This window comes from Pseudomonas sp. MPDS (assembly GCF_013283895.1).
Lineage (GTDB): Bacteria > Pseudomonadota > Gammaproteobacteria > Pseudomonadales > Pseudomonadaceae > Aquipseudomonas > Aquipseudomonas rhizophila.
Window position 1 is genome coordinate 1,000,719 of the sequence record NZ_CP054128.1, and the last position, 19,575, is coordinate 1,020,293.

Sequence of the window (19,575 nt, forward strand, 5' to 3'; positions counted from 1 at the left end):
CTCAGACCTCGAGTGGCGTGGCGGCGCGATTGAGATCGGCCAGCGAGAGGTTGCGGTCGAACAGCGGCGCCAGGCTCTGGTCATGGCTGACGAACAGCAGGCTCGATCCAGCCTCGCGGCATTCAGCGAACAGCAGCCGCAGGAAGTTTTCCCGGGCGTCGTAGTCCAGTGCCGAGGTGGGTTCGTCGGCGATCACCAGTTCCGGCTGGCCGATCAATGCCCGGGCGGCTGCTACCCGTTGCTGCTGGCCGATGGACAGCGAGTCGGCGCGGCGCCTAAGCAGATTCGTGTCGGTCAGGCCCAAGTGCGCCAGCAGCGTGGCAGCAGCTTGATCGACGCTGCCGTGACGCTGGATCGCCCGTTGTGCACGCAGTTTCGAGAAGTGACAGGGCAGTTCAACGTTCTCGCGCACCGAGAGAAACGGCAGCAGGTTGAATTGCTGGAAGATGTAGCCGGTGTGGTCGACGCGAAAGCGGTCACGGGCCCCGGCGCCCAGTTCGGTGAGTTCCTGGCCGAGCAGGCGAATGCTGCCCCGGTCCGGTGTCTGCACACCGCCCAGCAGCCCCAGCAGCGTGGTCTTGCCGCTGCCGCTGGGACCTTTGAGAAACAGCGTCTCTCCCGCTTCCAGGCGAAACGCCGGGATATCCAGCAAGGGTGGATGTCCGGGCCAACTGAAGCCCAGGTCGGACAGTTCGATGAGTGCTTGAGTCATGTTTGCGGGTTCAAAAGATGAATACCTGTGGGAATACCGGTGGAAGCAAAGCTTGCTCGCGATGAGGCCGTCACATTCAACTTGGGTGTCGACAATCGAACCGCCATCGCGAGCAAGCTTTGCTCCCACCAGGCTCGCTCCCACATTGGTTTTGCGGTCAATCAGAATTTCAGGGTGGGTGCCTTGGCCGTCACTTCCACGCCTTGCTGGCCGCTCGGGCTGATCAGTTGTACCTGAATTTTCTGGGTCGCCGGGAAGGTTTTGAACAGGGTCGCCAGGTCCAGGTTTTTCAACGCGCCCGGGGTGGCGCAGGTGAACTGGTAGTGGGCATGGATTTCACTGTGTTCGCCGTGGTGTTCGTCGCCATGCTCATCTTCGTCGTGGTCATCGTGGTCCGGTTCATCGCCAAACAGCGGACTCTCCAGTTCCTGCTGGGCCACGGTGCATTTGGCGGCGGCGGGCAGGCTGAACAGCGCCAGCGGCTTGTCCAGTTGCGCACGCACGGCGGCGACCTTGGCCTTGTCGGCATCGCTGGTGGCGGCGTGTTCGAAGCCCACCAGGTTCATCGCCGGGCTTTCCAGCTCCAGTTCCAGGGTTTGGCCATCCAGGGCGGCATTCAGCCGGCCGACTCCGTGTTCATGGGCGCCGAGGCTGCCGTGCTCGTGATCATGATCGTGGTCATGCTCGACCGCCGCATGGGCGACAGCCAAGGGCAGCAGGGCGAACGGCAGGGCGAGAAGCAGACGGCGCATGACGAGTCTCCAGATAAAATGAGTGTTCTGTTATGTAATCTTATAACGAAAGTGCGCAGAGTTTGACCGGCTGCTTGGCGTCGCGCAAGGCCCATGGGAGCATGGGCACATGAAATTTTCAGGAGCACGGTAATGTTGCGGATACGCGGAACCGTCGGTGATTGGCCGGTGGACTTGTCGATCGACATGGATGAGGGCGACTGGGCGCAGCTCGGCGCGCAGTTGCAAACGGTCAGGCCCGATAACACGGCGACGGCTGCGGCCAGGCCGGCCAACCAGGACGATGCCTTGTGGCAGATCGCCAGGGAATTGCTGCGCAAGGCCGGGCAACTGAGCGGTCCGGACCTGCTGGAACAGCTCGAAGGCCTGACCGGCAGCGCCCCGGCCGGCAAACGCCTGTTAGTGCGCTTGCGCCATAGTCCGGACGTGAAAGTCATCAGCGGCGGCGATACACCGCTCTACAGCTGGCACGCAGATTGAGCCGCAAGCCCCAAGCTGAAACGAATCGCCGCTTGCAGCTCGAAGCTTGCAGCTTGCAACGGCACCTCTAGTACAACGCCGCAAACAGCTTGCGGCGATAGGTCGTCACCAGCGGATGGTCGTTGCCCAGCAATTCGAAGACTTGCAGCAACGTCTTGTGAGGTAGGCCTTCGCTGTAGCTGCGGTTGCGGATGAACAGCTTGAGCAGCGCGTCGAGGGCCGGCTCGTACTGCTGGCGGGCCAATTGCTGGATTGCCAGTTGATACACCGCTTCGTCGTCCTGCGGATCTTTCGCCAGGCGGGCCTTGAGATCGGCGGCGTCCGGCAGATCCTTGGCCAGGCCGAGAAACTGGATCTGCGCCTTGGCCCCGGCCAGCGCGGCCTTGTGCTCGTCGCTTTTCACCGCGTCGAGCACGGTTTGTGCCTCAGTCAGCTCACCGCGCTCGGTCAGGCAGCGGGCATACAGGATCAGCGCCTTGGCGTTGGTATTGTCTTCCCCCAGCAGTGCAGTGAGCACGGCCTCGGCATCAGCGAAACGCCCCTCGTCGAACAGCGCCTGGGCCTGTTCAAACGGGTCGGCGGCGGCCGGAGGCGGCATCTGTACATGAGGTTCGAGCATCGCCCGCACGGCGGACTCCGGCTGGGCCCCGGCGAAACCGTCGACGGGCTGGCCGTCCTTGAACAGCACCACGGTAGGCAAGCTGCGAATGCCGAAGCGGGCGACGATGTCCTGCTCGATGTCGCAGTTGACCTTGGCCAGCAGCAGTTCGCCCTGATAGCTCTCGGCAATGCCTTGCAGCATCGGCATCAACGCCTTGCACGGTGCGCACCACTCGGCCCAGAAATCCACCAGCACCGGTTTGTGAAAAGAGTTGGCGATCACCGACTGGTCGAAGTCGGCGGTGGTGGCGTCGAAGATGTACGGGGTGTCCTGGGTCATGGGGAATCTCGTAGAACGCTTGAATGGGGCAACTATATGGCTTGGTGGGGGGCGGCTGAAAGCGGGGGGTTGCGGTGCCTTATCGCGAGCAGGCTCGCTCCCACATGGGATTTGTGATGAACACACATTTTGTATTCGACACAAAACCCTGTGGGAGCGAGCTTGCTCGCGATGCTCTTGAGGCTAACGCCGCGCGTGGTACAGGCTCACATGCCGAAACTCCTCGGGCTCGGCCAGATCCGGCAAGGTCATGGCTTCGAGCATTTCGATGCGCCGGTACAGCGGATGCTGGAAATCCCGCACCCGGGAGTCGGCCACCAGGGCCTCGCGGCCGCGACTGAGGAACTGGTCGAGCAACGGCAGGTTGGCGCGGTCGTAAAGCACATCTGCGACCAGGATCAGGTCGAAGCGATCGTCCTCGGCGAAAAAATCCTCCGAGTACCCAAGCGTTACGTCATTGAGCAGGGCATTGGCCTGGCACGCAGCAAGCGCCAGAGGATCCAGATCACAGGCCACCACCTCCAGCGCCCCGGCCTTGAGCGCGGCAATACCCGCCACGCCGGAACCGGCGCCGAAGTCCAGCACTCGCTTGCCTGCGACCCAATGCGGCTGTTCGACCAGATAGCGTGCCATGGCCAGGCCGCTGGCCCAGCAGAAGCTCCAGTAAGGTGGTTCGTGGAGAATGCGCCGGGTTTCTTCCGGGCTGAACGCGCGGTCCATGTTGTCGCCGTCGATCAGCCACAGTTTCAGCTCAGTCTCAGGCAGTGGGCAAGCCACTAGGCGCGCGTCTCCAAGCAACTGGCCCAACGCGTGTTGCAGGTCTTGCGGTGAATTCATGGCGCTTTGACAAATTGCAGCGCGCCCAGCGCCTGAGTGGTCGGCTGGCTGATGCGTTGCTCCGGCAGATGCAGGATCAACTGGCCCGACTGGCTGGCGCGGCCGCGCAGTTCCACACGGGCGCCAACCGGGAAGGCTTCGGGGTTGAAGCGCAGACGAAAGGGCAGCGCCTGGTTGGTGCCGATCAGGCTGGAGCTGGCGAGCAATTGTTGCGGACGGTCCTTGTCATCGATCACCAGCAGCGCCAGTTCGACCTCGGCCCCGGCCGGTATCCCTTGCAGGGTGCCGCTCAACTCCCGCTGGTGCGCCGGTAGCGGCCCCAGTTCGGCGGCCTGGCGGGCTTTTTCCTGGGCCTGTTTCGGCGCAGGGGGCTTGGCCGGGGCGGGGGCATCGGGTTTGGGGGCGTCGCTGCTGCACGCCATCAGCAGGCTGAATAGACTGAGCAAAACGAGCGATCGTAGCGGCATGTGTGGCTCCAGCAAGGTAAATTCCAGGGGGCTGACGGTAACCCCGTCTGTATACCGTAAACCCTATGGCTTGTCTTGCCAGTGGGATGCGCTACCATGGCCCTCCCTTTTTTTGTTGCCTGCCACCATGCACTGTCCCTTCTGCGGTGCCAACGACACCAAGGTCATCGACTCGCGACTGGTCGCCGAGGGCGAACAGGTCCGCCGCCGGCGCGAATGCCTGGCCTGCGGCGAGCGTTTCACGACGTTCGAGACCGCTGAACTGGTGTTGCCGCGCCTGATCAAGACCGACGGCAGCCGTCAGCCGTTCGACGAAGACAAACTGCGCGCTGGCATGCAGCGCGCCCTGGAAAAACGCCCGGTGAGCGTCGAGCGCCTGGAAGCGGCGCTGGTGCACATCAAGCACAAGCTGCGGGCCACTGGCGAACGCGAGGTCAAATCCCTGGTGGTCGGTGAACTGGTGATGGCCGAGCTGCAGAAGCTCGATGAAGTCGCCTACATCCGTTTCGCCTCGGTCTATCGCCGTTTCCAGGACTTGAACGAATTTCGCGAAGAAATCGACCGCCTGGCCCGCGAACCGGTGAAAGAATGACCAGCCCGGCGCAGCAGGCGGTCCTCGACGCCCAACACATGGCCCGTGCCCTGGAATTGGCGCGGCGCGGTCACTACACCACGCACCCCAATCCCCGGGTAGGTTGCGTGATCGTGCGTGACGGTCAGGTTGTCGGCGAAGGTTGGCACATTCGCACCGGCGAACCCCATGCCGAAGTCCATGCCCTGCGCGCCGCCGGTGAACAGGCTCGGGGCGCCACGGCTTACGTGACCCTCGAACCCTGTAGTCATCACGGGCATACGCCGCCCTGTGCCGATGCGTTGGTCAATGCCGGCGTGGCGCGGGTGGTGGCGGCGATGCAGGACCCGAACCCGGAAGTCGCCGGGCGCGGCCTGCAGCGGCTGGCCCAGGCCGGTATCGCCACCGAAAGCGGCGTGCTGGAAGGCGAAGCCCGCAAGCTCAATGAAGGTTTTCTCAAGCGCATGGAGCACGGCTTGCCGTTCGTGCGGGTCAAGCTCGCCATGAGCCTCGATGGCCGCACCGCCATGGAAAGCGGCGAAAGCCAGTGGATCACCGGCCCGGCTGCACGTTCGGCGGTGCAACGCCTGCGCGCCCAGGCCAGTGTGGTGCTGACCGGTGCCGATACGGTGCTGGCCGACAACGCCCGGCTGACCGTGCGCGCCGATGAACTGGGCCTGGATGCGCAGCAGACCGCGCTGATCATGAGTCGTCCGCCGTTGCGGGTACTGGTGGACGGTCGTCTGCGCGTGCCGCTGGACGCACCTTTCTTCAAGGCTGGCCCGGCGCTGGTCGCTACCTGCATGGCGGTGGAAGAACAATACGCCAATGGCCCAGAATGCATGATCGTGGCGGGCGACGATGGCCAGGTCGATCTGCGTCGCCTGCTGATGGAGCTGGCGGGCCGCGGCGTCAATGAAGTGCTGGTGGAAGCCGGCCCACGCCTGGCGGGGGCTTTTGCCCGGCAAGGATTGGTGGATGAGTTCCAGATTTTCATCGCCGGCAAGTTCCTTGGCTCTTCGGCACGACCGTTACTGGATTGGCCGCTGGCGCAGATGAAAGATGCCCCGGAGCTGAAAATCACCGAAATCCGTGCCGTGGGCGATGACTGGCGAGTCATCGCCGTTCCCGTTTCGCAGGCCCGCGTATAATTCCCGGCTTTCGCTCAAGCGGCGGCCCGTTCTCGAGGAGGACTCCATGTTTACCGGCATCATCGAATCCATCGGCAGCATCCGTGCACTGACCCCCAAGGGCGGCGACGTGCGGGTTCATGTCGAAACCGGCAAGCTCGACCTGAGCGACGTCAAACTGGGCGACAGCATCGCGGTAAACGGCGTGTGTCTGACCGCCGTCGAACTGCCGGGCAATGGTTTCCTGGCGGACGTCAGCCGCGAAACCCTCGACTGCACCGCCATGAACGATCTCAAGAGCGGCAGCCCGGTCAACCTGGAAAAAGCCCTGACCCCTACCACCCGCCTGGGTGGACATCTGGTCAGTGGCCATGTCGACGGCGTGGGTGAAGTGGTTGCGCGCAGCGATAACGCCCGGGCCGTGGAGTTTCGCATCCGCGCCCCGAAAGAGCTGGCCAAGTACATCGCCCATAAAGGCTCGATCACCGTCGATGGCACCAGCCTGACGGTCAATGCGGTGGATGGCGCCGAGTTCCTGCTGACCATCATTCCGCACACCTTGAGCGAAACCATCATGGCCTCGTATCGGCCCGGTCGCCGGGTCAACCTGGAGGTTGACCTGCTGGCCCGTTATCTGGAGCGCCTGCTGTTGGGTGACAAGGCAGCAACGCCTGCAGCCGGTAACATCACTGAAAGCTTTCTGGCCGCCAACGGCTACCTCAAATCCTGACCCAAGGGGGTGCCGCGTGGCGCTCAATAGCATCGAAGAACTGGTTGAAGACATCCGCCAAGGCAAGATGGTCATCCTCATGGATGACGAAGACCGCGAGAACGAAGGCGACCTGATCATGGCCGCCGAGTGCTGCAAGGCCGAACACATCAACTTCATGGCCAAGCACGCCCGTGGCCTGATCTGCATGCCCATGACCCGCGAACGCTGCGAGCTCTTGAAGCTGCCATTGATGGCGCCGCGCAACGGTTCCGGCTTCGGCACCAAGTTCACCGTGTCCATCGAGGCCGCCGAGGGCGTGACCACCGGTATCTCCGCCGCTGACCGTGCCCGCACTGTGCAGGCGGCCGCTGCGAAAGACGCCAAGGCCGAAGACATTGTCAGCCCCGGCCACATCTTCCCGCTGATGGCCCAGGCCGGCGGCACCCTGGCCCGTGCCGGCCACACCGAAGCGGCGTGCGACCTGGCGCGCATGGCTGGTTTCGAAGCCAGCGGCGTGATCTGCGAAGTCATGAACGACGACGGCACCATGTCCCGTCGCGCGGAACTGGAAGCCTTTGCCGCCGAACACAACATCAAGATCGGCACCATCGCCGACCTGATCCACTACCGGATGATCCACGAACGTACCGTTCAGCGGATTGCCGAGCAGCCGCTGGACAGCGAACTGGGCCAGTTCAACCTGGTGACCTACCGCGACTCGGTGGAAGGTGACGTGCACATGGCGCTGACCCTGGGCACCGTGTGCGCCGAAGAACCGACCCTGGTGCGCGTGCATAACATGGACCCGCTGCGCGACCTGCTGATGGTCAAGCAGCCCGGCCGCTGGAGCCTGCGGGCCGCCATGGCCGCGGTGGCCGAGGCCGGCAGCGGCGTGGTCCTGCTGCTCGGACACCCGCTCGATGGCGACGTGTTGCTGGCGCACATCCGTGAAACCGGCGATAACACCATCGTGAAAAAACCGACCACCTACAGCATCGTCGGCGCCGGTTCGCAGATCCTGCGGGACCTGGGCGTACGAAAAATGCGCCTGATGAGCGCACCGATGAAATTTAATGCGATATCCGGTTTCGACCTGGAAGTTGTAGAATACGTGCCCTCCGAATAATGGCCCGGGATTTCCGGCTCAGTATTCGCGGCTAATATCACTAAGGAGCGCGTATTCGAACGCGCTCTGGCTCTTTAAGAGATCTGACGAATGACCCTGAAGACCATCGAAGGTACCTTCATCGCCCCTCAAGGCCGCTACGCTCTGGTAGTGGGCCGTTTCAACAGCTTCGTGGTTGAGAGCCTGGTTGGCGGTGCGGTCGATGCCCTGGTTCGCCATGGCGTGAGCGAAAGCGACATCACCATCATCCGTGCGCCTGGCGCCTTCGAAATTCCGCTGGTTGCGCAGAAAGTCGCTCAAAAGGGCGAATATGCGGCGATCATCGCTCTGGGCGCGGTCATTCGTGGCGGTACTCCGCACTTCGAATACGTGGCCGGCGAATGCACCAAGGGCCTGGCCCAGGTGTCCATGGAATTCGGCGTGCCGGTCGCCTTCGGCGTGCTGACCGTTGATTCCATCGAGCAAGCCATTGAACGTTCCGGCACCAAGGCCGGTAACAAAGGCGCCGAAGCTGCCCTGTCCGCCCTGGAAATGGTCAGCCTGCTGGCGCAGTTGGAGGCCAAGTGATTAGCGACGAAAGCGATCGTTTCAACCCGCGCGATCCCAAGCCAGCCGATGCCGGCAAGCCTTCGAAGAGCGTCAAGCGTCGCGAAGCCCGTCAGCTCGCGACCCAGGCGCTGTATCAATGGCACATGGCCAAGCAATCGCTGAACGAGATCGAAGCGCAGTTTCGGGTCGACAACGATTTCAGTGACGTTGACGGCGCGTACTTCCGCGAGATCCTGCATGGCGTCCCGGCCCACAAGACCGAAATCGACATTGCCCTGGCTCCTTGCCTGGACCTGACCATCGAAGAGCTGGACCCGGTTGAACTGGCCGTGTTGCGCTTGTCCACCTGGGAGCTGATGCAGCGCGTCGACGTTCCGTACCGCGTAGTGATCAACGAAGGGATCGAGCTGGCGAAAGTCTTCGGGTCCACCGATGGGCACAAGTTCGTCAACGGTGTACTCGACAAGCTGGCCCCGCGTCTGCGTGAAGCTGAAGTGAAGGCGTTCAAGCGCTGACCGGCGTTTGCAGCGACTATGGGCGAATTTGAGCTGATCCGTCATTACTTCGCCGCCGCGTCTTGTGCGCAGGGCGGCGAGGGCGTTGCGCTCGGGATCGGCGACGACTGCGCCTTGCTGGCCGTTCCACCCGGGGAGCAGTTGGCGGTGTCCACCGATACCCTTGTGGCCGGTGTGCATTTTCCAGACCCTTGCGACCCGTTCCTGCTCGGCCAGCGCTCGCTGGCCGTGGCGGTCAGTGACCTGGCCGCCATGGGCGCTACTCCTTTTGCATTTACCCTGGCCCTGACCTTGCCGACGGTGACCGCCGATTGGTTGCAAGGCTATGCCCGTGGTTTGAACCAGATGGCCCAGGCGTGTGATGTCGCGCTGGTGGGCGGTGACACGACACGTGGGCCGCTGAGCATGACCCTGACGGTGTTCGGTCGCGTGCCGTGCGGCCAGGCCCTGACTCGCGGCGGCGCGCAGCCCGGTGATTGGCTATGTGTCGGTGGCGAGTTGGGCAATGGCGCTGGCGCATTGCCGCTCGTGCTGGGGCAGCGCACCGCCGAACCTGATATCGCCGAGCCGCTGCTGGCGCATTATTGGTCGCCACGCCCGCAAATCGACCTCGGCCTGGCGCTGCGGGGCAAGGCTGGCGCGGCGATGGATATCTCTGATGGCCTGCTGGCCGATTGCGGGCATATCGCCCTGGCGTCAGGTGTGGCGTTACACGTTGAACGTGACCGCCTGCCATTGTCCAAGGCTTTGGTAGCGTTCCTGGGCCGAGCGAATGCCGCGCACGCCGCGTTGAGCGGTGGTGACGATTACGTGTTGCTATTCACCTTGCCATCTGTCCGACTGATGGCGTTGCAGGCCGAGGGCTGGCCGATCCATGTGATCGGTCGCGTGGTGGCCGGGCAAGGTGTTGCGCTGCTCGACAGCGATGGACACGACATCACCCCGCAAATCCGGGGCTATCAACATTTTCGGGAGACACCGTGACAGATCATCCCAACCAGGTCCCGGCGGAATTCGTTCCGCCCTCGGTCTGGCGTAATCCCTGGCATTTCCTGGCGTTCGGCTTCGGTTCGGGCACTTTACCTAAAGCTCCGGGCACCTGGGGCTCGCTGGTTGCGCTACCCTTTATACCGTTGTGGCAGATGTTGCCGGACTGGGGCTACTGGCTGATGCTCGGCATCACCATGCTGTTCGGCTTCTGGCTGTGCGGCAAGGTGGCGGATGACCTGCGGGTGCACGATCATGAGGGCATCGTCTGGGACGAAATGGTCGGCATGTGGATTACCCTGTGGCTGGTGCCTGAAGGGTGGTATTGGCTGTTGGCGGGTTTTCTGATGTTCCGCTTCTTCGATATCCTCAAGCCATGGCCGATCCGCTGGATCGACCGCAAGGTGCATGGAGGCGTAGGCATCATGCTTGACGATGTATTGGCCGGTGTCTTCGCCTGGCTGGCGATGCAAGGATTGGTGTGGTGTTTCTCCTGAGGGATTCAGGCATGGGCGCAAGCCGCGCACTCTTACTGCTGTTGTGTCTGGTGGGCTGCTTCGGCGCGCGGGCGGCCGAGCCGACGGCACTGCCCGACAAGGTGCGCGCGGCCAGCGAGGAATGGGCGGATTACTCCCAGGCTGATGGCAAGGGCATGGCGTGGGACATCTTGCGTGAAGTGTTCGAGCCCGCAGGCGTGAGGCTGGAAACCCGCAGCGTGCCGTACACCCGTTCAATCGGGCTGGTGCAGCGCGGTGAGGTCGATGTGCAGGTGGGCGCTTATCTCGATGAGTCGGAGGGGGTGCTTTATCCTCAATGGCACTACGATGTCGATCACATCTACGCCTTGGGGCTGGCCTCCAAACCGTCTCCTACATTGGCAACGGTCGGCAACTATCGGCTGGTGTGGATGCGTGGCTACGAATACGACAGCTACCTGCCTAACATCCGCAAATTCAACGAAATTCACCGTGCTGTGGGCATCCTGCCGATGCTGGTCCATGATCGCGCCGATTTTTATATCGATGCGTTGATGGAAATCGAGAACGTACTTGCCAAGGCCGAGAACCCACAGCAATTCAAACTTTCGCCGCTGATCAATCTGCCGCTCTATCTGGGGTTTGCCAACACCGAAAACGGTCGGGTGCTACGGGGCCTGTTTGACCGGCGCATGGCTGAGCTGGTGAAGAACGGTCGACTGAAGCCGATTTTTGCACGCTGGAAACAACCCTATCCCTTCGACGAGCACGGCAGGCCACCAAAGCCGTAATCAATCTTTTCGATGTTTATGGCCGATAATTCAGCCTGAGCGTCGGTCGGGACGTGCTGTTACAATGCCCGCCTCTGCGAATCTCCAGTAATAGATCAGGAGCACACCGGTGCCTGTCGTTTTTGTTGCCGCTTCCAAGCTGCCAACGCCTTTTGCGCAATTCACCATGCATGGTTTTCTCGATGAAGCCACTGGCCGCGAGCACGTCGTGCTGAGCCTGGGTGATTTCGCCGACGGTGCCCCGGTACTGGGCCGCCTGCACTCTGAATGCCTGACGGGCGATGCCTTGTTCAGCCAGCGCTGTGATTGCGGCTCGCAACTTGAGGCCGCGCTGCGGGCCATTGCCCGCGAAGGGCGTGGCGTGCTGCTTTACTTGCGCCAGGAAGGCCGCGGCATTGGCCTGCTGAACAAGATTCGCGCCTATGAGCTGCAAGATGGCGGCGCCGACACGGTCGAAGCCAACGAGCGCCTGGGGTTTGCGGCCGACCTGCGTGACTACAGCATCTGCCTGCCGATGCTCGAGCATCTGGGCGTCAAGTCGCTGCGCTTGATGACCAACAACCCGCGCAAGGTCAAGGCGATGTCCGATATGGGCATCGTGGTGGCCGAACGCGTGCCACTGCACACCGGGCACAACCCCCACAACAAGCTTTACCTGGCGACCAAGGCCAGCAAGCTCGACCACATGATGGGCAACGAGCACCAGGGCGAGGTTGATCGGGCGTGACGCGCGGTCAGGTTCGGCGGCGACTGTCCGTCAGTTGGTGGCAATACCTGGCGCTGGCCTTGCTGCCGCTGTTCGTGATCAACGCGGTATTCGGCCAGGGCGAAGCGATTCTGCCGGTGCTGGCGATGCCGCTGTTTATCGCTGGCGTGGCCTCCATGTTCGTCAGCCTGCGCTTCTTTGGCGCTTACAAACACGCTTTGATCGCCACCCAAAAAGCCCTCGACACCCCCGAAGAGCCTCAAGCCTGGATCGCCTTGGCGGCCCGGCGGCGTGTGGCCTTTCTCGCTGCTGGCCTGCCGGCCTGGATCGGCGCCCTGGCGGTGTTCGTGGGCCTGGAAGCGGTGCCGTTGATGCTGCTGGCATTGTCCACGACGGTCTTGTTCTACCTGTATCGCATCCCGCGTCAGCTCGGTTGATGATCCGCTGGCTGGCGGTCCTGCTGTTGGCCGTCAGCGCCTCGACGGTGGCGGCCCAGCGTGTGGTCAGCCTGGCTCCGTCCCTGTCTGAAATCGTGGTTGAACTGGACTCCGCCGATCTGCTGGTGGGCGTGTTGGATGGCGGCGATCGGCCCTTGGCGTTGAAAGACCTGCCTTCTGTGGGGCGTTATGGGCAATTGGACATGGAGCGCTTGCTCAGTCTCAGGCCCGATCTACTCCTGCTCTGGCCCGGCAGTGTCGGCCACGCCCAGCGCCGGCAGCTCAAGGGATTGAAGATTCCTGTCTACGTCGCCGAACCCCACAGTCTCGACCAGCTCATCACCCAAATCGAAGCCATCGCCACGCAACTCGGCCGCCCGGAACGGGGCGTGGAGCGAGCGGCGCAGTTGCGCGGGCGTCTTGAGGCGTTGCGTCAGCGCTACCGGCGCGACACGCCGTTGCCGGTGTTCTATCAGGTCTGGGACCGGCCGCTGTACACCGTTGGCGGCGAGCAGATCATCAGTGATGCGCTGGCGGTTTGCGGGGCGCGCAATGTGTTTGCCGACCTGACCTTGCCGGCGCCGCAGGTGAGTGTGGAGTCAGTGTTGCAGCGCAATCCGCAGATCATCCTGGCCACGGACCAGGCCCAGCTCGACGCGTGGAAAGCCTGGCCGCAGCTGGCGGCGGTGGCGCAGGGGCGGCTGCTGTTGGTCAGTGACAAGGGGCTGGAGCGACCCAGTGGGCAGATGATCGAGGCGACGGCGCGGTTGTGCGGGCTAATTGCGCCGGACAGATAAACCGCGGTGCTCCCAATCGCGAGCAGGCTCGTTCCCACAGGGATTTGTGGCACCGCTGATTTTGTACTCACATCGGATCAAATTGTGGGAGCGAGCCTGCTCGCGATGAGGTCAGTCCCGGCACCACAATCTCTGGATCAGAGCGCCGGCGTCCAGGTTACCCCAAACAACCAGGCCCGGCCTTCCTCACGATACCCATACTGCCCACCTTCATGGCTATACAGCGCCCGGCTGTAGCCCTTGTCCAGCAGGTTATCGACCTTCATCTCCAGCTTCACCTCGCGGTTCAACGTCCAACTGCCGCGCGCAGGGCGTATCCGCCCAGGGCATTGCGGTTGTTCTCATCGTCGTAGCTGCTGCTCACCGCTTGCCAGGTGGCGCCCAGGCTCAAGCGGTCAAACTGGCGGTCCAGGTCCAGGCTCAAGGTCCGGCGGGCGCGGCGGGCCAGGGTGTGGCCGCTGTCGCGGTCCCGTGGGTCGATGATGGCCAGGCCCAAATTGCCCTGCCAGCCGAATAACTCCTGGCTCAGGGCTGCTTCGAAACCGTTGATTCGTGCCGAGGCGACGTTTTGTGGGCGTGAGTTGCTGCCGAAAATAATCGCGTCTTCCAGGTCGGTGCGGTACAGCGAAGTCTCCAGGCGGGCGCTGTCGCTCAGTTGGCTGCGCCATTGCAGTTCGTAGCTTTTGGCGGTTTCGGGCGCAAGGTCCGGGTTACTGAAGTCCGGGTAGTACAGGTCGTTGAAGGTCGGTGCGCGGAAGCTTTCGCTGTAGGTCAGCAGTACATCATTGTCCGGATTCACCGGCAGGGTGAACGTGCCGCTCCAACTATTCTGGGCGCCGAATTGCTGGTTCTGGTCGCGGCGCACGCCCAGTTCGGTGGAGAACGTTTCGCCCCGGAAACGATGCTGGATAAACGCCGCACGGTTCCAGCGGCTGTCTTCGTCATACGGCGTGCTGCTGTTGATCCGATCCTCATACCAATCACCACCGACAATCAGGCTGTTGCGATCGTCCAGCGTTACATCGTTCTGCCAGGTCAGCGAGTCGCGGTAGGTGTTGAACACTTCCCGGACATCGCTGAGCTTGTCGAAGGTTTTTTCACGGTTTTCGCTGTGGCCCAGTTCCAGGCGCGATTTCCACGCGTCGTTTATGCGCCCATCGACATAAGTGCTGAAACTGCTCACCGCAAATTCACTGTAGGGCTGCTGGGGCAACGACTCGAAGGTGTTCGGGTCGAAGCGGCCGAACGGGTTGTCGTATTCGCTTTTGCCGCGGTTATCCAGCAGGTTCAGGCCCACTTCCAGGTCAGCGTTGAGCTCATGACTCAAGCTCAGGCTCAAGGACTGGTTGCGGTTGGCATCAAGGTCACGGTCGCTGGCGTAGGACTCATGGGTGCGATTGGTCCCATCGCTTTCATCCAGGCTGGCGCCGAGGCTGAAGCGTGTTCGATCATCACCGCCGGACAGGCCCAGGCTGCGCTCCCAGGTCTGGTGGCTGCCGAAACCCAGGTGCAAGCGCGGTTGCAGGCCTTGTTCGTTACCGCGACGGGTGAAGATCTGGATCACCCCGCCCACCGCGTCGGCGCCGTAGATCACTGAGCGCGAACCGCGCAGCACTTCCACCCGTTCGATCTGGTTGATGTTCAGGCGTTGCAAGTTGCTGTCGCCGGAGGTGGAGTTGCCGATGCGCTGGCCGTCCACCAGCACCAGGCTCTGGGCCGATTTGGTGCCGCGAATGTAAATCCCCGGCAGGCTGCCACGCCCGCCCAGCGGCGCCACCTGAACCCCCGGCACACGGCTGAGCAGGTCGGTCACGCTGGCCGGTTGCAGGCGTTCGATGTCGTCACGGGTGAATACCGTGTTGGCGGCGCTACTGTCGTTGCGGGCCTCGACCTGGCGATTGGCGCTGATGACCACGTCGGGGAGCTTGAGGGCCTGGTCGCGTTCGAAGGTGTCGGCCAGCAGCTCGGTGGTTGGTAGCAGTGAGAAGGTCAGGGCGAGGCGCAGTTTCATGGGTGTTCCGAGAAATATGGCTCCACGCATACCCCTGTGGGAGCGAGCCTGCTCGCGATGGCGTAAGACCAGTCGACATCTATATTGACTGACGCACCGCTATCGCGAGCAGGCTCGCTCCCACAAGGGATTTGTGTGGTCTGAAGATTTACCGGCCCAGCACCTGCAACCGCTGGCGCACGGCCGCTTCGATCCCGGCCTCGTCCAGCCCGCATTCAGCCAGCATCTGCGCCGGTTTGGCGTGTTCGACGTAGATGTCCGGCAGGCCCAGGTGCAGCACCGACTTGAGGATGTTTTCCCGGGCCAGGAACTCGCTGACCGCCGCTCCGGCGCCGCCCATGATGGCGTTTTCCTCGACGGTCACCAGCAGTTCGTGACTGCCGGCCATCTCGCGCACCAGGGTTTCGTCCAGGGGTTTGACGAAGCGCATGTCCACCACGGTGGCGTCCAGGGTTTCGGCGACCTTCAAGGCCTCGGCCAGTTGCACGCCAAACACCAGCAGGGCGGTCTGCTTGCCCTGGCGGCGAATCACGCCCTTGCCGATTTCGATCGGCTCAAGATCAGCATCAATGGTCGCGTTCGGGCCGCTGCCGCGAGGGTAGCGCACCGCCGCCGGGCCATTGAACAGGTGCCCGGTGGTGAGCATTTTGCGCAACTCGTTTTCATCGCTCGGCGTCATCAGCAACATGCCGGGGATGCAGCGCAGGAACGAAAGATCGAAGCTGCCGGCGTGGGTCGGGCCGTCTTCGCCTACCAAACCTGCACGGTCGATGGCGAACAGCACATCGAGGTTCTGCACCGCGACGTCATGAACAAGCTGGTCGTAGCCGCGTTGCAGGAAGGTCGAATAAATCGCCACCACCGGTTTTGCGCCTTCACACGCCATGCCGGCGGCGAGGGTGACAGCGTGCTGCTCGGCAATCGCCACGTCGAAGTAGCGCTGCGGGTAGCGCTCGCTGAAGGCCACCAGGTCCGAGCCTTCCTTCATCGCCGGGGTAATGCCCACCAGGCGTGGGTCGGCGGCGGCCATGTCGCACAGCCATTGGCCGAACACCGCGGAATACTTCGGTCCGCTGGCCTTCTTCGGGGCGGTGGCCGGGGCGTCCACCGGCTCAAGCTTGGTGATGGCGTGGTAACCGATCGGGTCGACTTCCGCCGGGGCGAAGCCTTTGCCTTTCTTGGTGACCACATGCAGGAACTGCGGGCCTTTGAGATCGCGCATGTTGCGCAGGGTGGCGATCAGAGTGGGCAGATCATGGCCGTCGATGGGGCCGATGTAGTTCCAGCCCAGCTCCTCGAACAGCGTACCGGGCACCAGCATGCCCTTGGCGTATTCCTCGGTGCGGCGGGCGATTTCCCAGGCGCCTGGCAGGCGTGAGAGCACCTTTTTACTGCCTTCACGCATGCTGGCGTAGGTGCGGCTGGAAAGAATCTTCGCCAGGTAGTTGGACAACCCGCCGACGTTGCGCGAGATCGACATGTCGTTATCGTTGAGGATCACCAGCATGTTGGCGTTGACTTCCGGTGCGTGGTTCAGCGCCTCGAAAGCCATGCCTGCCGTCAGAGCGCCATCACCGATCACGGCAATCGCCTTGCGCTCGCTGTTTTGCAGACGGGCGGCAATCGCCATGCCCAGGGCGGCGCTGATGGAGGTGCTGGAATGGCCGACACCAAAGGTGTCGTACTCGCTCTCGGAGCGCCGCGGGAATGCTGCCACGCCGTCCTTCTGGCGCAGCGTGCCCATGCGCTCGCGACGGCCGGTGAGGATTTTGTGCGGATAGGCCTGATGACCGACGTCCCACACCAGCCGGTCGTCCGGGGTGTCGAATACGTAATGCAGCGCGATCGTCAGCTCGATGACGCCAAGGCCGGCGCCAAAGTGGCCACCGGTCTGGCCGACCGTGTAGAGCAGCTCCAGGCGCAACTCATCGGCCAGGGTTTCCAGCTCGGCTTCACCCAGGCGACGCAAGCCGTCCGGCGTGTTGGCGCGGTCCAGCAGCGGCGTGGTCGGGCGTTTGCGGGGAATCTCTTGAAACGTCGTGGGCATCAGGCGAATCGTTATAGGTATAGAAAGAGGCGGCAGTTTACCTTATGCATCGCAAGCTGCCCACGCGTAGGCCGGAACTTGGCCGATACGCAGTCTGACCCCGTATCAGCTACGGCGTTCGACGATATATCGGGCCAGCTCGCGCAACGGCTCGGCCGCCGCGTCAAAGGGTCGCAGCGCGCTCAAGGCCTGGTCGCGCAACTCCAGGGCATAGGCCTTGGCAGCGTCGAGGCCGAGCAGGGCCGGGTAGGTCGGTTTGTCGCGAGCGATATCGGCGCCCTGGCGTTTGCCCAGGGTCTGGGTATCGCTTTCGACGTCAAGGATGTCGTCCTGCACCTGGAACGCCAGGCCAATGGCCCGGGCGTAGGTCTGCAAGGCTTGCAATTGGTCAGGCGTGGCCCGACCGCTGGCCAGGGCACCGAGTTTGACGCTGGCCTCGATCAAGGCGCCGGTCTTGTGCCGATGCATGTATTCCAGCGCGCTCTGATCCAGCTTGAGGCCCACCGAACCGAGGTCGATGGCCTGGCCGCCGACCATTCCGGCCGGGCCTGCCGCCAGCGCCAGGGCGCTGACCATGTCCAAGCGAATCTGCGCCGGGCAATCGTTCAGCGTCGGCTCCAGCAGGGCGCTGAACGCCAGGCTCTGCAAGCCGTCACCGGCCAGGATCGCGCAGGCTTCGTCGAATTTCTTGTGGGTGGTGGGTTGGCCGCGACGCAAATCGTCGTCGTCCATGGCCGGTAAATCATCATGGACCAGCGAATACGCGTGGATCAGCTCCACGGCGCAGGCCGCGCCGTTGGCCTGTTCAGGCGCACCGCCCAAGGCTTCGCACGCCGCGTAGGCCAGCAGCGGACGCACGCGCTTGCCGCCGTTCATCACGCTGTAGCGCATGGCCTCGTACAGCCGCGCCAGCTCAGGGCTTGGGGCGGTGAACAGGGTGTCCAGTGCCGCGTTGACCCGGGCCTGACTGCCGGCCTGATAAGCGCCGATCATTCAGGCTGGTCCGCGTCGAAAGGCTCTTCGGTCAGCTCACCATCGCGTTCGAGCAACAGTTGTACCTTTTGCTCGGCCTGGGCCAGCGCCGCCTGGCAGTCGCGAGTCAAGCCGATACCCTGCTCGAAGGCGGTCAGCGAGTCTTCCAGCGACAACTCGCCGTTCTCCAGCCGCTCGACCAGCGTTTGCAGGTCGGCCAGAGATTGTTCGAAGTCCAGTGCAGCTTTTTTGCGGGCCATGGCGGCGATTCCGGTTGACTGTTAAACGGGCGCGACACTAGCAGACATGGGGTATTGGGGCAATCAGAGCAGGACCTGCGCGGTCTGTGAAACACTGCTTTTTGGTAAGGGGCAAGCTCCTGCTGGACTTGTAGGAACTGTCGAGTGCAACGAGGCTGCGATCTTCCCCCTGCCAATTGAATCTTGAGCGAAAGTTAAAAGATCGCAGGCTTCGCCAGCGCCAATAGAGGCAACGGGATTACCTCCGAAGCTACGTCAGTTTCCGTATTCGGCTCATTTCGTGAGCCGAATAGCCGCGCTAATCGGCTCACGCCCCCCTCAGTACGTGATTTCCCACACAGATTCGCGCGTTCCCTGATTGTGAATAATCCGCCGAATCGCTAACCTTCGCCGCATCTACGGGCCCCTTGTGGCGGGGCCTTCAGACGTAACCCGAATAATGACAGGCAGCGCCGAGGAAGGGCGCCGGGTTGGGTCATGCATGGCAGGAGGCAGACATGCGTTTTCTTTCATTGTTGATCGTGCTGGCGGGCGCGCCACTGGCGTGGGCCGAGCCTGCCGCCGAGCTGTCGGAACCGGTGGGCGGCTGGCGCTACAGCGGCTTGCTCGATCGCACTGAAAACCCACGCGTGGCCTATCCCACGCCGCCCATCGACCGCGGCGTGCAGCGCAATCGCACGATGATCGAGGGTCGGCTCAAGGCCATGGGCACGGCCCGGGCGCCCCACAGCCTGGCCGTCAACGGCAATCCACTGAATCTCTATACCGACGATGAAGGGCGTTTCGCCCGCCCGTATGCCTTTGGTGCTGGCTCCAACAGCGTCGAGGTACGCAGTTCCGCAGGCCAGTCCCTCAAGCGCGTGCAGTTCTATGAAGCCAACAATCAGCGAACCCCGGCGCAGATCCGCGTGGTGCTGGGCTGGGACGATCCCAAGGCCGAGCTGGACCTGCACATCGTCACCCCCGACGGCCAGCATGCGTTCTTCGGCCGGCCGGCGCTGAGCAACGGCGGCGGCCTCGACCCCGATGGCGTCGATGGCCCTGGCCCTGAGATGTTCACCATGACCGCGCCGATGCACGGTACCTACCTGGTCTACGTGAACTACTGGGGCAACTACAGCAACGGTGGCTACAACTTCGAAGAAACCAGCAACCAGAACGAGGTGATCACCTCGCAGATCAACCTGGTGCTCAACGAAAACACCGTCGATGAAAAACGCGAAACCTTTGTCGTGCCCCTGCGCGCCATCGGCGATCTGTTGCTGGTCAAGACTTTCAACTACTAAGTATCCGCTCCACG

Annotated in this window: 22 protein-coding genes and 1 pseudogene; 14 read left to right on the forward strand and 9 right to left on the reverse strand. The window is 62.9% G+C overall.

The features are described from left to right. Position 1 precedes the first annotated feature (1 nt). Positions 2-712, reverse strand: a complete 711-nt coding sequence (locus tag HQ912_RS04370) for an ABC transporter ATP-binding protein (RefSeq protein ID WP_173406494.1) — start codon at positions 710-712, stop codon at positions 2-4. A gap of 161 nt (positions 713-873) precedes the next feature. Then, entirely contained in the window at positions 874-1,464 is a 591-nt protein-coding gene (locus HQ912_RS04375) for a DUF2796 domain-containing protein (protein ID WP_047229751.1), read from the reverse strand. 132 nt (positions 1,465-1,596) lie between these two features. Between HQ912_RS04375 and HQ912_RS04380 the strand changes: the two genes are divergently transcribed. Continuing rightward, positions 1,597-1,944 carry a hypothetical protein gene (locus HQ912_RS04380; RefSeq protein WP_047229750.1) on the forward strand — a complete coding sequence of 116 codons (348 nt, stop codon included), beginning with the start codon at positions 1,597-1,599 and terminating at the stop codon, positions 1,942-1,944. A gap of 67 nt (positions 1,945-2,011) precedes the next feature. On the opposite strand, the gene trxA is transcribed toward HQ912_RS04380, so the two are convergent. From trxA to HQ912_RS04395, 3 genes are all read right to left on the reverse strand, one after another. Then, positions 2,012-2,884, reverse strand: coding sequence for a thioredoxin (trxA, locus tag HQ912_RS04385; protein ID WP_076383454.1), 873 nt, complete (start codon positions 2,882-2,884; stop codon positions 2,012-2,014). Between the two features lie 183 nt (positions 2,885-3,067). Further along, positions 3,068-3,721 carry a class I SAM-dependent methyltransferase gene (locus HQ912_RS04390; RefSeq protein ID WP_076383455.1) on the reverse strand — a complete coding sequence of 218 codons (654 nt, stop codon included), beginning with the start codon at positions 3,719-3,721 and terminating at the stop codon, positions 3,068-3,070. Next, positions 3,718-4,188 carry a YbaY family lipoprotein gene (locus HQ912_RS04395; protein ID WP_173406495.1) on the reverse strand — a complete coding sequence of 157 codons (471 nt, stop codon included), beginning with the start codon at positions 4,186-4,188 and terminating at the stop codon, positions 3,718-3,720. The genes HQ912_RS04390 and HQ912_RS04395 overlap by 4 nt, the downstream gene beginning before the upstream one ends. A 127-nt stretch (positions 4,189-4,315) precedes the next feature. On the opposite strand from HQ912_RS04395, the gene nrdR reads away from it, so the two are divergent. The 12 genes from nrdR to HQ912_RS04455 all read left to right on the forward strand — a co-directional run bounded on the left by nrdR (position 4,316) and on the right by HQ912_RS04455 (position 12,985). Next, positions 4,316-4,780 carry a transcriptional regulator NrdR gene (gene nrdR, locus HQ912_RS04400; RefSeq protein WP_024778359.1) on the forward strand — a complete coding sequence of 155 codons (465 nt, stop codon included), beginning with the start codon at positions 4,316-4,318 and terminating at the stop codon, positions 4,778-4,780. Then, entirely contained in the window at positions 4,777-5,910 is a 1,134-nt protein-coding gene (ribD, locus tag HQ912_RS04405; RefSeq protein WP_047229746.1) for a bifunctional diaminohydroxyphosphoribosylaminopyrimidine deaminase/5-amino-6-(5-phosphoribosylamino)uracil reductase RibD, read from the forward strand. Before nrdR ends, ribD begins: the two co-directional genes overlap by 4 nt. 46 nt (positions 5,911-5,956) lie before the next feature. Beyond that, positions 5,957-6,619 carry a riboflavin synthase gene (locus HQ912_RS04410; RefSeq protein WP_047229745.1) on the forward strand — a complete coding sequence of 221 codons (663 nt, stop codon included), beginning with the start codon at positions 5,957-5,959 and terminating at the stop codon, positions 6,617-6,619. Between the two features lie 16 nt (positions 6,620-6,635). Continuing rightward, positions 6,636-7,727 carry a bifunctional 3,4-dihydroxy-2-butanone-4-phosphate synthase/GTP cyclohydrolase II gene (gene ribBA / locus HQ912_RS04415; protein WP_076383459.1) on the forward strand — a complete coding sequence of 364 codons (1,092 nt, stop codon included), beginning with the start codon at positions 6,636-6,638 and terminating at the stop codon, positions 7,725-7,727. Positions 7,728-7,817: 90 nt separating this feature from the next. Continuing rightward, positions 7,818-8,294 carry a 6,7-dimethyl-8-ribityllumazine synthase gene (gene ribE / locus HQ912_RS04420; protein WP_047229743.1) on the forward strand — a complete coding sequence of 159 codons (477 nt, stop codon included), beginning with the start codon at positions 7,818-7,820 and terminating at the stop codon, positions 8,292-8,294. Beyond that, a complete protein-coding gene (gene nusB, locus HQ912_RS04425) occupies positions 8,291-8,791 on the forward strand; it encodes a transcription antitermination factor NusB (RefSeq protein WP_047229742.1) in 501 nt (166 codons plus the stop codon). Before ribE ends, nusB begins: the two co-directional genes overlap by 4 nt. Positions 8,792-8,809: 18 nt before the next feature. Then, the gene (thiL, locus tag HQ912_RS04430; protein WP_173406496.1) at positions 8,810-9,775 is read left to right on the forward strand and encodes a thiamine-phosphate kinase; all 966 of its coding nucleotides are present in this window, start codon (positions 8,810-8,812) and stop codon (positions 9,773-9,775) included. Beyond that, positions 9,772-10,275 (forward strand): phosphatidylglycerophosphatase A, encoded by a 504-nt coding sequence (locus HQ912_RS04435; protein WP_047229740.1) that lies wholly within the window; start codon positions 9,772-9,774, stop codon positions 10,273-10,275. Before thiL ends, HQ912_RS04435 begins: the two co-directional genes overlap by 4 nt. A gap of 11 nt (positions 10,276-10,286) precedes the next feature. Beyond that, entirely contained in the window at positions 10,287-11,045 is a 759-nt protein-coding gene (locus HQ912_RS04440; RefSeq protein WP_076383461.1) for a substrate-binding periplasmic protein, read from the forward strand. A 109-nt stretch (positions 11,046-11,154) separates the two neighbouring features. Then, positions 11,155-11,772, forward strand: a complete 618-nt coding sequence (gene ribA, locus HQ912_RS04445) for a GTP cyclohydrolase II (RefSeq protein WP_047229738.1) — start codon at positions 11,155-11,157, stop codon at positions 11,770-11,772. Continuing rightward, entirely contained in the window at positions 11,769-12,188 is a 420-nt protein-coding gene (locus HQ912_RS04450) for a hypothetical protein (protein WP_047229737.1), read from the forward strand. Before ribA ends, HQ912_RS04450 begins: the two co-directional genes overlap by 4 nt. Further along, positions 12,188-12,985: a cobalamin-binding protein gene (locus HQ912_RS04455; protein ID WP_107321786.1), complete on the forward strand. Its 798-nt coding sequence runs from the start codon at positions 12,188-12,190 to the stop codon at positions 12,983-12,985. Before HQ912_RS04450 ends, HQ912_RS04455 begins: the two co-directional genes overlap by 1 nt. 137 nt (positions 12,986-13,122) lie before the next feature. Here HQ912_RS04455 and HQ912_RS04460 read toward each other — a convergent pair. The 4 genes and pseudogenes from HQ912_RS04460 to HQ912_RS04475 all read right to left on the reverse strand — a co-directional run bounded on the left by HQ912_RS04460 (position 13,123) and on the right by HQ912_RS04475 (position 18,275). Then, a pseudogene (locus HQ912_RS04460) lies at positions 13,123-14,996 on the reverse strand (TonB-dependent receptor domain-containing protein). A gap of 148 nt (positions 14,997-15,144) precedes the next feature. Continuing rightward, complete coding sequence (gene dxs / locus HQ912_RS04465) at positions 15,145-17,043, reverse strand: 1-deoxy-D-xylulose-5-phosphate synthase (protein ID WP_173406497.1); 1,899 nt, start codon at positions 17,041-17,043, stop codon at positions 15,145-15,147. Positions 17,044-17,148: 105 nt separating this feature from the next. Further along, positions 17,149-18,036, reverse strand: a complete 888-nt coding sequence (gene ispA / locus HQ912_RS04470; RefSeq protein WP_047229734.1) for a (2E,6E)-farnesyl diphosphate synthase — start codon at positions 18,034-18,036, stop codon at positions 17,149-17,151. Beyond that, positions 18,033-18,275, reverse strand: a complete 243-nt coding sequence (locus HQ912_RS04475) for an exodeoxyribonuclease VII small subunit (protein ID WP_047229733.1) — start codon at positions 18,273-18,275, stop codon at positions 18,033-18,035. The genes ispA and HQ912_RS04475 overlap by 4 nt, the downstream gene beginning before the upstream one ends. A 497-nt stretch (positions 18,276-18,772) precedes the next feature. Between HQ912_RS04475 and HQ912_RS04480 the strand changes: the two genes are divergently transcribed. Continuing rightward, positions 18,773-19,561, forward strand: coding sequence for a YfaP family protein (locus HQ912_RS04480; RefSeq protein ID WP_047229732.1), 789 nt, complete (start codon positions 18,773-18,775; stop codon positions 19,559-19,561). Positions 19,562-19,575: the final 14 nt, after the last annotated feature.